The 14,008-nt window shown below is 61.8% G+C and carries 14 protein-coding genes; 2 read left to right on the top strand and 12 right to left on the bottom strand.

Going from position 1 to position 14,008, the window contains the following annotated elements:
• Nucleotides 1-3 precede the first annotated feature (3 nt).
• Nucleotides 4-294 carry an iron-sulfur cluster assembly protein gene (locus AC27E8_RS04615; protein WP_487098342.1) on the bottom strand — a complete coding sequence of 97 codons (291 nt, stop codon included), beginning with the start codon at nucleotides 292-294 and terminating at the stop codon, nucleotides 4-6.
• Between the two features lie 190 nt (nucleotides 295-484).
• On the opposite strand from AC27E8_RS04615, the gene ileS reads away from it, so the two are divergent.
• Entirely contained in the window at nucleotides 485-3,625 is a 3,141-nt protein-coding gene (gene ileS, locus AC27E8_RS04610; RefSeq protein ID WP_487098344.1) for an isoleucine--tRNA ligase, read from the top strand.
• A 142-nt stretch (nucleotides 3,626-3,767) separates the two neighbouring features.
• Here ileS and AC27E8_RS04605 read toward each other — a convergent pair whose 3' ends face one another.
• Nucleotides 3,768-4,592, bottom strand: a complete 825-nt coding sequence (locus AC27E8_RS04605) for an alpha/beta fold hydrolase (RefSeq protein ID WP_487098345.1) — start codon at nucleotides 4,590-4,592, stop codon at nucleotides 3,768-3,770.
• A gap of 143 nt (nucleotides 4,593-4,735) precedes the next feature.
• The gene (locus tag AC27E8_RS04600) at nucleotides 4,736-5,599 is read right to left on the bottom strand and encodes a serine O-acetyltransferase (protein WP_041695912.1); all 864 of its coding nucleotides are present in this window, start codon (nucleotides 5,597-5,599) and stop codon (nucleotides 4,736-4,738) included.
• Nucleotides 5,600-5,810: 211 nt separating this feature from the next.
• Here AC27E8_RS04600 and AC27E8_RS04595 point away from each other — a divergent pair, with 211 nt between their 5' ends.
• Entirely contained in the window at nucleotides 5,811-7,199 is a 1,389-nt protein-coding gene (locus tag AC27E8_RS04595; protein WP_487098346.1) for a dipeptidase, read from the top strand.
• 64 nt (nucleotides 7,200-7,263) lie between these two features.
• Here the strand turns inward: AC27E8_RS04595 and codY are convergent, their stop codons facing one another.
• The 9 genes from codY to AC27E8_RS04550 form a co-directional block, all read right to left on the bottom strand.
• Entirely contained in the window at nucleotides 7,264-8,052 is a 789-nt protein-coding gene (codY, locus tag AC27E8_RS04590) for a GTP-sensing pleiotropic transcriptional regulator CodY (protein ID WP_041695913.1), read from the bottom strand.
• 309 nt (nucleotides 8,053-8,361) lie between these two features.
• A complete protein-coding gene (locus tag AC27E8_RS04585) occupies nucleotides 8,362-8,676 on the bottom strand; it encodes a YerC/YecD family TrpR-related protein (RefSeq protein ID WP_041695432.1) in 315 nt (104 codons plus the stop codon).
• 56 nt (nucleotides 8,677-8,732) lie between these two features.
• A complete protein-coding gene (locus AC27E8_RS04580) occupies nucleotides 8,733-8,855 on the bottom strand; it encodes a hypothetical protein (protein ID WP_487098438.1) in 123 nt (40 codons plus the stop codon).
• A 228-nt stretch (nucleotides 8,856-9,083) separates the two neighbouring features.
• Nucleotides 9,084-9,386: a cupin domain-containing protein gene (locus AC27E8_RS04575; RefSeq protein WP_487098348.1), complete on the bottom strand. Its 303-nt coding sequence runs from the start codon at nucleotides 9,384-9,386 to the stop codon at nucleotides 9,084-9,086.
• 71 nt (nucleotides 9,387-9,457) lie between these two features.
• A complete protein-coding gene (locus AC27E8_RS04570; RefSeq protein WP_487098350.1) occupies nucleotides 9,458-11,422 on the bottom strand; it encodes a Crp/Fnr family transcriptional regulator in 1,965 nt (654 codons plus the stop codon).
• Nucleotides 11,423-11,741: 319 nt separating this feature from the next.
• Complete coding sequence (locus AC27E8_RS04565; protein WP_367307357.1) at nucleotides 11,742-11,981, bottom strand: DUF2249 domain-containing protein; 240 nt, start codon at nucleotides 11,979-11,981, stop codon at nucleotides 11,742-11,744.
• A gap of 129 nt (nucleotides 11,982-12,110) precedes the next feature.
• A complete protein-coding gene (locus tag AC27E8_RS04560) occupies nucleotides 12,111-13,022 on the bottom strand; it encodes a heme o synthase (protein ID WP_487098351.1) in 912 nt (303 codons plus the stop codon).
• A 13-nt stretch (nucleotides 13,023-13,035) separates the two neighbouring features.
• Nucleotides 13,036-13,371 (bottom strand): cytochrome C oxidase subunit IV family protein, encoded by a 336-nt coding sequence (locus tag AC27E8_RS04555; RefSeq protein WP_487098353.1) that lies wholly within the window; start codon nucleotides 13,369-13,371, stop codon nucleotides 13,036-13,038.
• Between the two features lies 1 nt (nucleotide 13,372).
• Nucleotides 13,373-14,008 carry a cytochrome (ubi)quinol oxidase subunit III gene (locus AC27E8_RS04550; protein WP_487098354.1) on the bottom strand — a complete coding sequence of 212 codons (636 nt, stop codon included), beginning with the start codon at nucleotides 14,006-14,008 and terminating at the stop codon, nucleotides 13,373-13,375.

Below are 14,008 nucleotides of genomic sequence, written 5' to 3'. Positions count from 1 at the left end.
GCGTCAGCAGCCCACCGGCGCCGTTTCCCCGAACACGAAGCCATCCTCACTGTAATCCAGCACGACGCCCTCGAGCAACTTGACGAGCGCCTGCCCCACTGTCACCTCGACGTCGCCGTCCGGGCCGCTCACGCGGATGACCGAATCGAGCGGCGTCGACACCTCGTCGATCACGACCTGAAACCTCGGCCCCCCACATCGATAAGCGCGGTCGATCCGGATGAATTCGGCAGGCGCAAGCTCTTCTCGCGCGAGGCGAAGAAGCTCTTGAGCCGCCCGCTCGCTCACCTGCACGCGAAGTCCCCCGCTTCCCTGTACAATCTCTGCACTCCACAGTATACTATACGTCGAAAATAGGAAATGGACGAAAGCGGCACGCCCAGATACGGCTGCCCAAACACTCGTCCCCGGCGGACGAGTGTTTTTGTTGCATCTTGCTTCACTTTGAGCAAGATCCCGGCGAAATCCGAACAAGGAGTGAACCATGCAGATGGCGATGCGGAAGGTCGACGCCAAGGAACCGGCCACGTCGCGCGAACAGCGCGTCCTCGAATTCTGGAAGCGGGAGAACATCTTCCAAAAGAGCGAGAAGGCGCGCGAAGGGCGGCCAGAGTGGGTGTTTTACGAGGGACCGCCGACGGCCAACGGTCTGCCGCACCCTGGGCACGTCCTCACGCGCGTATTCAAGGACCTGTATCCTCGGTACCGCACCATGAAGGGCTACCACGTCATGCGCAAGGCCGGATGGGATACCCACGGTTTGCCGGTCGAGATCGAAATTGAGAAGAAATTCGGCATGAGCGGCAAGAAGGACATTCAGGCCTTCGGCATCGAGCGCTTCGTCCAGGCGTGCCGGGAGAGCGTGTTCAAGTACGAGGAGGTCTGGCGCGAGCTCACGGAGCGGCTCGGCTACTGGATCGATCTCGACCACCCCTACATGACGCTGACGGACGACTACATTGAGTCGGTCTGGCACCTCCTGAAGACCATTTACGACAAGGGTTGGCTCGTGGAGGGCCACCGCGTGAGCCCGTACTGCCCACACTGCGAGACGACGCTCTCCAGCCACGAGGTGGCGCAGGGCTACAAGGACGTGAAGGATCTCTCCGTCACGGCCAAGTTCCGCGCGAAGGACGACGTGGACGGCCGCCCGACCTACTTCCTCGCCTGGACCACAACGCCCTGGACGCTGCCGTCCAACGTGGGCCTCGCGGTGAACGAGGATCTGACCTACGTCCTCATCCACAAGGCGAAGTCCGACGAAAACGTCTGGGTCGCCGAGGGGCTACAAGGTCAGTATCTCGAAGATGGCGACCGGATCATCGCGCAGAAGTCCGGGCGCGAACTCGTCGGATCGGCCTACACGCCTGTCTTCCCGTACGTCGTGCAGGAGGGCAAGAAGCACATCGTCATCGCGTCGCCGCACGTGACGGACGAATCCGGTACAGGCATCGTCCACATGTCGCCTGCGCACGGCGAAGAGGACTACAAGGCGTGCCAGGCGGCGGGGCTCATCTTCGTGAACTTCGTCGATGAATCGGGCCGATTCACGAAGGACGTGTCCGACTACGAGGGGCGGTTTGTGAAAGACGAGGACTTGAACGTCGATCTCGTCAAGGATCTCGCGTCGCGCGGCCTGGTGTACGAGAAACACAAGCACGAACACAGCTACCCGCACTGCTGGCGATGCGACACACCGCTCATCTACTACGCGATTCACTCCTGGTTCATCCGCACGACGGAGTTCAAGGATGTGCTCATCGCCAACTCGCAGTCGGTCAACTGGATCCCGCCGCACATCCGCGACGGGCGCATGGGCAACTTCCTGGAGAACGTGATCGACTGGAACCTGTCGAGATCGCGCTATTGGGGCACGCCGCTTCCCATCTGGCGCTGCGACGCGTGCGGGGAGATCGAGTGCATTGGATCTCGCGCGGAGCTTGAGGCGAAGGCGGGGCGCCTGCCGAAGGAGCTGCACAAGCCGTACATCGACGAACTGGTGTGGCCCTGCCGCTGCGGCCGGGGCACGATGGTGCGCGTGCCGGAAGTCATCGACGTCTGGTTTGACTCCGGCTCGATGCCGTTTGCGCAGCTTCACTATCCGTTTGAGAACCGCGAGCTGTTCGAGCGCCTGTACCCGGCGGACTTCGTCTGCGAGGCCATCGACCAGACGCGCGGCTGGTTCTACAGCCTGCTCGCCATCTCGACGGCCGTCACGGGCAGGGCGCCGTACAAGAACGTGCTCGTCCTCGGCCACGTGCTCGACGAGCAGGGCAAGAAGATGTCGAAGTCGAAGGGGAACGTGATCGATCCGTTCGAGGCGTTCGACAAGCACGGCGCCGACGCGGTGCGCTTCTACTTCGTGTCGAATACGCAGCCGTGGAACTCGCAGCTCTTCTACCACCGCGCGGTGGCCGAGGCGAAGGCGAAGTACATCGACCTGCTGCAGAACATCCACCAGTTCTACGCGCTGTACGCCGGGATCGACGGGTTCAACCCGTACCAGGTCGAGCCGGTGCCGGTGGTCGAGCGGCCGCTCATGGACCGGTGGCTCATGGCGCGCCTCCATCAGACCATTCAGGGCGTGGACGAGGCGTATGAACGCTACGACGCCACGCAGGCGGCGCGGCTCTTGCAGGCGTTCGTGGACGAGCTCTCCACGTGGTACGTGCGGCGCAACCGCGATCGTTTCTGGGCAGACGGCATGGAGAAAGACAAGGTGGCGGCCTATCTCACGCTGTTCGAAGCGCTGAAGACCGTGGCGCTTCTCACGGCGCCCATCACGCCGTTTTTGGCCGAGGATATCTACCAGAACGTCGTGCGCCTGGGCGGCGACGCGGCGGAGGTGCCGGAGAGCGTGCACCTGTGCGACTTCCCGACGGCGGATGCGTTCCTCATCGACGAAGGGCTCATCCGCGAAATGGCGCTCGTGCTGCGCGTCGTCGAGATGGGGCGGCATCTGCGCAACGAGAGCAAGCTCAAGACGCGCCAGCCGCTCGCGGCGCTGTATGTGCCGAAGGCGCAGCAGGACGTGATCGCCAAGTTCGCGGACGTCATCCAGGACGAGTTGAACGTGAAGGAGATCCGCTTCGTCGATCTCGACGAGATCGCGCGGCCGACGTTGTATTTGAATCTGAACGCGGTGGGCAAGGCGTTCGGCCGCAAGACGCCTGTGTTGAACGAGGCGGCGAAGAACGCGGACGAGGCGCAGATCCGCGCGTTCCGGGAGACAGGCGCGGTGGTGCTCGAAGGCGAGACCCTGACGCAGGAGCACGCCGAGATACGCTTTGAGGCCAAGTTCGAGGGGTTGGTCACGGTGGACAACCGGCTGTTTGTTGGCCTCGAGACGCGGCTCACGCCGGAACTCATTGAGGAGGGTTACGTGCGCGAGGTCATCTCGAAGATGCAGATGATGCGCAAGGAGGTCGACTACGGCGTCACGCACCACGTGCGGTTTTACGCGGAGGGGGATCCGGAACTGCTCGACGTCATCGCGAGGAACCGGGCGCGCATCGACGAGACGGTGCTCGTGCGCGAGTGGAGCGACGCGCCGCTCGCCGACGCGGATCTGACGAAGGAGTGGGACGTGAACGGCAAGAAGCTCACGCTGTCGGTGGCGCGCTGACATAGGAGAAGGGCGAGGGCAGTGATGTCCTCGCCCGTTTTAGTTGGATAGGCACGTTCGCGAGGAGGAAGATGTTCATGCCCTTTGCGTTGAAGCGCGCGTGTTGCTCCAGCATCTCGAGTCGCGCGAACCCTGAATGACTTTAGCCCTCGCGCCCGGCCCCATCTCCGACCCCGTCCAGAAATGCCAGCACATCGCGGAGGACGGCGCTACCCGCCTGCATGGCAAACCCGTGGCCGCAGCCCGCGTACAGCTTCAGCCTGGCGCCCGGGATGCGGTACGCGAGGCGCTCCCCGTTGATGTACGGCAAGACGCGATCCTCGAGCCCGTGCATCACGAGCGCAGGGCACGACAAACTCGGGAGCCTCTCCCAACTCCCCCGCCACCGGTCCACGGCATCGAGCTGCGCCTGATACACCGCCTCCGGCATGTCCGCCCGAAGCAGCAGGCGGAAGGCGCTTTGCAGATACGCCTCGTTCTTCGCGCGAAACGCCTCCGGAAAGAAAAGCCGCATGTACCACTCGGCACGCTCGGCGACACTTGCCGGACGGGATCGCATCTCCCGCTTGACCTCATCCGGCTGGACCATCTGCGCACCGCCGCACGAGGTGGCGCCGAGCACGAGGCTTGCGACGGTCGCCGGATAGCGAAGCGCGATCTCCTGCGCAATCATCCCGCCCATCGAATAGCCCAGCACGTGCGCGCGCTCGACGCCTGCAGCATCGAGCACCGCGCGGGCGTCGTCCGCCATTTGTTCGAGGGTCCACGGCTTCGCTGGGTCGGCTTCCGACTGGCCCGCGCCGCGGTTGTCGAAGGCGATGACGGTGTGTTTTTCCGCAAGTCGCCGCACAAATCCGGAGCCCCACCAGCGGATGTTCCCGCCAACACCCATGATCAAAAGCAGAGGATATCCTTCGCCGCGGACCTCGTAATAGAGGCGCGCGTCGGATCGTTCGGCAAACGGCATGGCTCAACCTCCCTGCATGGGAACACAAAAAAAGGCACACCCACACCTGGGTGGCCCAATATAGGGGTAAAGGGGTACTTCAACTGTAACACATGTCCAGTCGAAGCGCCACACATTTGGCGAATCGAATGAGCAAAACGCGCTTAGGATCGCGCGTTGCGCGTGCGCACGACGCTCTCCGCTTCGTAGATCACCTTGCTGTACGGCAGAACGGACTGCGTCACCCACGCGTTCGAGCCAATCACGCTGTGATGCCCAATGACCGTCTCGCCGCCGAGCACGGTGCAGTTGGCGTAGAGGATGACGTAGTCCTCCACCGTCGGGTGGCGCTTGACATGCCGCTGATACTCGCCTTCCTCGTCCTTCGGAAAGTATAGCGCGCCGAGCGTGACGCCCTGGTAGATCTTGACGTGATTGCCCACCACGGCTGTCTCGCCGACGACGATGCCCGTGCCGTGATCGATCATGATGCTCCGCCCGATGGTGGCGCCCGGGTGCAGATCCACGCCGGTCACCCGGTGTGCGTACTCCGTCATCATGCGAGGCAAAAGCGGAACCCCGTGGCGGTAGAGCACGTTCGCCGCGCGATACACGAGGAGCGCGAAGATGCCTGGATACGTGAGGATGACCTCGTCGCACCCCGTCGCGGCCGGATCCCCATTCACGGTCTCGGTGATGTCCTCGTACACGAGGCTCTGAAGCTGAGGAAGATATTCGATGTACGCGTCCGCCGTCTCCCAGGCCCGCTTTTGCGTGTCGGCCGTCCCGGAGGACAAACAGGACTGGTACGTCGCCCGGTGCACCTGCTCCGCGAGCTCGGCGCGCAGGCGGTCCAGGGTATGGGAAAGGTGCTTTCCACCTTCGGCATCGAAGTAGTTCGGCAAAATGGCCGCGCGCGTCCACTCGATGATCTCTCGGATGGCCCGCGGCTCCGGATGACAGATGCGCCCCTTGAACATGCAGACGCTCTGCTGTAGCAAATGACTTGCAATTGCTTGGGTGTCCATGCCCATCTCGTCTCCCCTCGCCAGCGGCAGTCGCGCTTCGAAAGACAGTATACACCTGTGGCGGATCGCAAAAAACTCTGTATACCGTAAGGCATAATAGGAATTGGGCGATCCGCACGACCGCCGTCCCCGACCCCATTTTGTTCCCATCGGCCGCAGATTACGCTATGCTCGAACTGGAACGCACGATAGAGAGAGGAGTCGTGACACGTTGGATGCCATTCACGAGGTCGAGAGCTACCTGGAGTGGGAGCGCGACGCGCTGCTCGAGGAACTGAAGGAACTCCTGTCCATCCCGAGCGTGAGCGCCCTGAGCGAACACCGCGGCGACGTCAGGCGCGCGGCGGAGTGGATTGCCGGGCGGCTGAAGTCCGCCGGCTTCGAACACGTGCAACTCATGGAGACAGGCGGCCACCCGCTCGTATACGCCGACTGGCTCCACGCGGACGGCCAGCCCACCGTGCTCGTCTACGGTCACTACGACGTGCAGCCGGTCGATCCCGTCGAGCTGTGGGAATCGCCGCCGTTCACGCCGACCGTGCGCGGCAACAAGCTGTACGCGCGGGGCGCGAGTGACGACAAGGGCCCCACGTTTCTGCACATCGCCGTCCTCTCCGCCATGCTGAAGGTGCACGGACGCCTGCCCGTGAACGTGAAGTTCTGCATCGAAGGCGAGGAGGAGGTGGGTTCCGCCCACCTGCACAGCTTCCTCGAGCGGACGCGAGACCAGTTTCGGGCGGATCTCGTCCTCATCTCCGACACCACGCTGGTTGGGCCCAACCAGCCCGCCGTCGTGTACGGCCTGCGCGGCCTTGCCGCGGCGCAAATTGATGTCCGCACGGCTGCATCCGACCTCCACTCGGGTCTCTACGGCGGCGCCGTGCCGAATGCCGCCCGGGCCGTGGCCGAGATTGTCGCGAGCTTCCACCGGCCGGACGGCACCGTGGCCGTCGAGGGATTTTACGATCGCGTCCGCCCGCTCACCGAAGCCGAACGGGAGGAGTTCGCCAAGCTAGGGCACGACGAAGAGGCACTCAAGCGCTCCCTGCAGCTCGCGGATCTCTGGGGCGAGCCCGGATACACCGCGCTCGAGCGGATGTGCGCGCGGCCGACGCTCGAAGTGAACGGCATCTGGGGCGGCTTTCAGGGCGAAGGCACAAAGACCGTCATCCCCTGCGAGGCGCACGCGAAGATCACGTGCAGGCTCGTGCCGGATCAAGACCCGCAGGAGATCCTGGACCTCATTGAACGGCACGTGCAAGCGCATGCGCCGAAGGGTGCGCGCGTCACGTTCGTGCGCCAGGACGGAGGCAAGCCGTACGTCGCGCCCTACGATCACCCGGCGCTTCAGCTCGCCGCTTCCGCCTACGAACACGCGTACGGCCAAAAGGCCGTGTTCACGCGGATGGGCGGGTCCATCCCCGTGGTGGAGACGTTCTCGACGCTCCTGCACATCCCCATCGTCATGATGGGCTTCAGCCTGAACGACGAGAACTTCCACGCGCCCAACGAGCACTTCTCGCTCGACAACTTCGACAATGGCCTGCGGACACTGACGTACTACTACCATCAACTGCCCGCGGCCATGCGCGGTCGCTGAATCGGCACACGCAAACAGGCGGCCGATCCCGCCGCGGGGACTCGGCCGCCTGATCTCATCCGCCTCATCGCTCGAATTGGCGGTTGATCTCCTCTTCCACGTAAGGATTCAGGATGCGGAGGTGCGTGCCCTTCATGCCGAGCGAGCGGCTTTCGATGGTGCCCGCGCTCTCCAGCTTCCGAATGCTGTTGACAATCACCGAGCGCGTCACGCCGTGCTGATCCGCAATCTGGCTGCTCACCACGATGCCCTCCGGCGAGTTGCGAACCGCGTCCAGCAGGTACTTGGCGGCCTGCAACTCGGAGAAGCTGAGCGATTCCACCGCCAGATGGGCGAGCGCGCGCTGCCGGCTCTCCTCTTCCTTCTGCTGTTGCCGGGAGTGCACAATCTCGAGCGCCACGACCGTCGCCGCGTACTCGGCCAGGATCTGGTCGTCCTCGTTGAACGGCCGCTGGGACCTCGCGAACAGCAGCGTGCCCTGGCGCTCGCGCGCCCCGATGATGGGCGTGATCATCAGGTGCTTGGAGCGGAACGACTCGTTCTCCTCAGGGGAGAACACGTAGAGCGGCTTCTTCTGCTCGTCCGTCAGATTGGCAATCGTCTGCTCGATGCGCAGCAGGTGTTTGTTGAAGTCGCCCGGAAACCGCTGTTCCCGCGTCATGATGTTCAGCCATTCCTCGGTCAGCTCATGCTCCGCCACGCCATAGCCGAGGATCTTGCCCTTGCGCCCCACGATGTACACGTTCGACTGCATGAGGCGGCTCAAAAATTCCGCGACTTCTTGAAATTCCACCTGCTCGTTCGAGCGGTGCAACAGTTGCCCAAGTTCTTGTACCTGTTCCAACAAACTCACGATCTCGTCACCTTGTCCTTCCTCCGGCATCCGCCGGCGTTTTGTACCTTCCCTGACCGCCAGGCCACGAGGGCGGCGGGATCTCCCACGCACTCCGCATTCGCAGAATTGTCTCTGATGTTCAAATTATCACCATAACACAGACAATTTATCCACGCGTAATGAGCTTACTAGACCTTTGTCCACTTGTCAAATGAACAAACTGCGACAAACACTCCGCGCCTACGCGGATGTCTGCCGCAGCTCATCGCCTGCGAGAACCAGTTTGCACCAAACGCTGGTCTTTATGCAAGTGGAGCTAACACACCGTTACGATTTCCCGCTCTCGGCGGGCTTTCCATACAGCCGATCCAAGATGATGCGATATCCGTCAGCTCCGTAATGCAAACAGCGCTTGACGCGGCTGATGGTCGCGGTGCTCGCACCCGTCGCCTCTTCGATGGCGTGATACGTGGCGCCCTCGCGAAGCATCCGCGCCACGGCAAATCGCTGCGCCAGCGACTCCACCTCTCCCACCGTGCACAGATCCTCGAAAAAGCGGTAACACTCGTCCTCGTTCTGAAGCGCCAGGATGGCGCGGAACAGTTCGCGCACCTCGGATTCGTTCAGCCTCTCGAGCGCCATGTGCTTCATCCTTCACTGCTGTGACGTACCAAAGTCAGTGTAGCAAAATGGCGCTTTCATGACCAGGCGTGGATGAGCCTCTCTTCAAGAATCGCGAAGTCGCACGGATGCTCAGACAACCACAACAGATTCATCCACAGCGGCAGGAAACCCGCCGCGCCATCACGAATATCCAACATAAGAGACCTCACCTCTTCATCCGCGCTCCGAACGCGGGTTGTTTTTGTGCTCAGTGAGGTCTCTTCTCTTTGTCCCCGGAAAATCCTCCCGAGAACAACCCCTACTCAAACTTTATACGCTCACGCGGCCGGATCGGTTCATGCAGAACGGTCAACTCGACTTGCGACGCAATCTCTGTCCCGCGCCTGTGGTCCGCCGTGAACGTGCGCTGAGGCAAGCGCGATGCGTTACCGCTTGTCCACATCCGAACCATCTGCAAAGAGGACGAGGAGTGCCGTGCTGTCCTCGAGCGCCCGCGCGGCATGCGATAGACCTGGAGGAAGGCTTATGCAGTCTCCCCGTTTTAAACGCACGCGCTCCTCGCCGACGGTCCATTCCAGCTCGCCGGACCACACGCCGAGAAATAAGTGATGGGGAGCACGGTGTTGCGGAAGTTCCTCTCCCGCCCTGAGCGTCAACTGGGCAATCCGGTGTGCACCGCATGTGAACAACACCCGCAATCGCTCGGTTTCGCCTTCTTGAATCCTCATGTTCAAACCTCCCGTCAAGTGGGACCCCCTCTATACATCGGCACGCCGCCTTCGGCCACAAACGGCGTCTGTTAGACGGCTCGCGTGCTCGCTCGCCTCAGGATGTGAATCCCGCCCCATCCAATGCGCACGAAGTACCAGGCGAAGGCCAACCAAGCGAGGCCGCCGCCCGCTGCCAGCAGGGCGCGCCCAACTGGCGCGTCAAGGTCCGCGAATCCCCCCATCATAAGCACCGCCCCGATGGCCGAGATCGACATCTGGGCGATGGAAATTTTCGTCGACCGAATCCTGATGTCAAAGAGCACGGGCATGACGGCGTAGGACGTCCCATACACCAGGGTCGTCATCCACCCGAGAAAGAGCGCGTGAAGCACCGGAAGGGCGTCGCTTTCCCGCCCGACAATCATCCATCCCCCGGCGATGCCCGCGAAAGCATAGCCGAGGGACCATGCCAAGCGGGTCGCGGGCGAACTTGCCACGGCTCCAATCCCGTTCCCACATGCGCCGCGGGAACGCCTGACGAGTGCAATCTCGAACACAACGGCCACCCATACAAGGCAAGTGCCCAATGCGTCCCGTCCCACGCCTGCAAGCATGTTGATGTGGTACGCGGTGCCCAACGATAAGGCGACTGTTGAGGGAAACCAGATTGCCTGAAACAATGAAAACGGCCACGCAGGCATCCTCTCGCCGCTGATGAACCGAGGATAAAAGTGCAGCGAAACTGAGACCACGGTTCCGATGAGCCAGCCGTCGTCGAACAGCACGGTGGCCCCAGGAGAACTCTCGCCGTCCGACCAGATGCCCCAGCATGCCCAGATTGCGCTGGCCACGAGCAGGAGGCCGCTCATGTCCGTCCCTCGACGCGCCACCCTGTCCGAACGCCGGCAGTCCTCTCGTCGCCCCAGATAGCGCAGGTGTTCGGGAATCACCGGCGGTTGGACACGACCCTGGCGCTTCGCACGCACGGCGAGGAGAATATTCGTCAGGAACAGAACAGGGGACGCGGCTTGCACAACGGCCCCCAGGCGCGTGAGAATCAAGCGATTCGCCGCTAGACCGGCCACGAGGAGAACGATGCCAAGTTCCGCGATGGCGAGGTGCATCCATCCCGCCACACGTGGATGGAGGCGCAATTCCGCCGAGATGGACAAGACTGCATACGTCATGCCAAAGATGGCCATCGTAAGCCATCCCCACGGATTGATCTCGGCGTGCAAACTAGCCAGGACTGCCCAAGAAGAAGTTCTCGACGCCATCCAAAGCCCAAGCGTCGAACCCACGGCGAAATTGATCAGGGCAGACGCGAAAAAGGCCATGGGCAGCGGTCCGACGCAGGATCGTTCGTCTTCGGACGGTGCACGTGTCGTCACTGAAGCCGATCCAGATGGATGATCCATGTATCCCGCTCCCCCTCGATAGCACCTTCCCGACGCAATTGGTTCCATATCCGATTGACGGATTCGCGGCGCAAACCCACCATCTGCGCGATCTCGGCGTGCGTGATGGGCAGATGGACGCGTACGCCCTTCGGGCTCGACGCGGCCTTGCTCCTCGGCGAAGTGACGAAGAAAGGCTACGACGCGCTCGCGCGAATCGTACACGGCAAGTTCCTGAAGCTTCGCTTGCAGCTGCACAATCCGGTCCGCCAAGACCCGAAGAAGCTTCAACGCGATAGGGGGGTGTCGCCGCAGGAGGGCATCGAACGCGCGCGTGGAAATCGCATACACCGTGGTCTGCTCAATGGCGCTCGCCGTGCCTGGATAGGGCAGATCTTGAAAGAAGCCCACGTGCGGAAACATCTGTCCTTTGCCCAAGACGGCGACGATGTGTTCGCGCCCCTCCTCGTCCACCTTAACCACTTTGACCAGTCCGCGCACCAGGAAGTACACGGCCTCGCGCGGCGTGCCTTCGATGAAGATAGGTTCTCCGCGGCGATATTGGCGCAGCACAGCGAGTTCCGCCACGCGCGCCAGCTCCTCCGGTGTCAGGTCGCGAAAAAGCGAAAACTCCTTCAGATCTTGACTCACATTCACGGGATATCCCCCTGTCAACAGGCTCACGTCGTTTTCGCATCTGTGGTCACTCTGAGCATACTATCCTTTCCAACTCAAAATCCACAGGAACCTGACAGAGGGTTTGACAAAATCGTGAGCCAAAATCGAGTAGGAGAGGGCGGTTAGCCCACGTCCTCTCACACCACCGTAGGTGCGGTCCCGCCTCGTGATGGACACCCTTGCCTTTGGCTAGCGGTTGGCAACAGCCAACCCCCGCAGCGGAGTTTCACTGCCTAGCTTCCGCCCATGCCGGGCGAACGGAAGAGCACCGCGCGGGGTCTCCCCCGCGCGATGTCCGTTACGCCTTCACCTTCCCGATTTTCACTTGAAAAACCTCAGGTCCGCGTTCGAGGTACTCCCACGTGAACTCGCCCTCTCGCTCATGCTGAAACTGATAGAAGAGCGGGACGGGATCGTGATCGTTCACGAGAAGCATGGCCTGGCCCGGCTCCAGTTTGTCGAAGGTCTGAAAGATCACACGGTGCTTCATTTGCGGCGGATACTCCGGCGCACGCACGACGTACGCGAAATCGGACACGCGAATCCCCCCTCTGTGAATGCCGCGATGCCTTCACAACGGCGCACGGCCTACGATGAATCTACGACAATGGGTGCACGCACAGCGTGATCCATCTCACACGAAATCCGCTCGGGTTGGGAAGCCCGTTCAGACGTTTGCCACGGCAACACAAAGGAGTGCAACGGGCAAGTAAACCAACGATGCGAGAAACGTGCGCTTCGCCCAGAACGCGATCTGGCTGCGCGCTAGGGCCAACCTGATGTGTACCGCAACAAACCACGCGTTCAATGCACCAGCCACCGCGAGGTAGAGCCCTGGGTGAACCACGAAATGAGACACGGCGAGATCAACGCCTGCAAGAACGAACGCATAAAACAACATTTGAGCAATGGTTGTCCTCGCGCCTCTCACGACGGGCATCATGGGCACGGAGGCGCGACGATAGTCCTCCGACCGATATAGAGCAAGCCCCCAAAAGTGGCTTGGCGTCCAGAGGAAGACGATGAGAAAGAACAGCCATGCGAGAGGCGCCAAATGCCCCGTCACCGCGGCCCAACCGACGAGCGACGGGATGGCGCCTGCGCCGCCTCCAATGACGATGTTCTGGGGCGTGCGGCGCTTGAGCCACATCGTATAGATAACAGCGTAGTACAGGTAGCCTGCGACTGTGAGCCACGCGGTCAGTGCGCCTACCCCAACGTCCAGCGTTACGAACCCGACAAGCCCCAAGACGAGTCCTGCCACCAACGCGGTACTCGGCGCCATCTCTCCTTGGGGCAACGGACGGTTCTGGGTGCGCTCCATCACACGGTCGATGTCGCGATCGAACCACATGTTCACCATTGCGGCCCCCGCACAAGCGAGACCGAGTCCAACGAGGCCAACCAGAGCCGGTCGCAGCGGAGGCACACCGTGACGAGCGGCGACCATGGCGCAAAATGCACTGAAAAGAAGGAGCGCATTGATGCGAGGCTTGCCGAGTTCCCAAAACGCCTGGAGGCTGTGATAGATGGCCCTTGCATTCGCATGAACCGCCTCCTGCCCATTCTCCATGAGCATGGCCATGGCCCCCTCACTGAACCTGACTGTTGAACGTCATGATCCAAATCGATCCGAGCGCGATGGCGAGTGTGAAAAAGAGACCGAGCCCCATGGCCAGACCCTTGACACGACTGCCGTCTCCTTCCGTCACGTGCATGAACAGAAACAGTTGGACCAGCACTTGCAATGCCGCAAGCGCCATGAGAAGCACGAGCAGCAAAGGTACGGGTAGCACGTGGAACGCAACAAGCACGAATGCAATGGCCGTCAGTACGAGCGACAGGACGTAGCCGGTGACATACTGACGCCTTCCACCGCCATCTCGACCGTGTCGCGCGTCTGGCGCAGACATGAATGCCTTGGACATTTCACATCACCATCCCCGTGAGATAGACCACCGTGAAAATGAAAATCCAGACGACGTCGAGAAAGTGCCAATATAGATTGACGACAAACACCTTTCGCGCGGTCCTCGGCGTCAACCCGCGGCGAAGAACTTGGTAGAGCGTCACGAGCATCCACAGGACGCCAAACGTCACGTGACAGCCGTGCGTGCCGACTAAGGTGAAGAAGGACGAGAGAAATGCGCTCCGCTGCCAGACGGCCCCGATGAAGGCGTCGTGGGCGAACTCGCTCGCCTCGATACTGAGAAAGGTGAGACCCAAGACGATGGTGACCGACATCCAGAACGCGACTGACTTTTGACGGCCATCCCGCATGGACAGTGTGGCAAGTCCACCGGTGAAGCTCGATGTCAGCAGCGCCAACGTTTCGGCTCCGAAACCTTTCATGTCGAACAGGGTCGCCGGCGTGGGCCCGCCGTCCGTATGCGTGCGCAGCACCAGATATGTGGCAAACAGACAACCGAACAGAATCATGTCGGTCGCGAGAAAAATCCAGAATCCTAGAATTCGCGTCCGGTCCTCGGCGTGCGTGTACTCGAGCGCAAGCGCCCTGGCCCCGCCGTCCCCAGGATCTTCCATGGCATGTGCACGGGTTGCCAT

The sequence above is a fragment of the Alicyclobacillus sp. CIJ1 genome, assembly GCF_057538885.1.
This window is presented reverse-complemented; position numbering and strand designations above follow the sequence as displayed.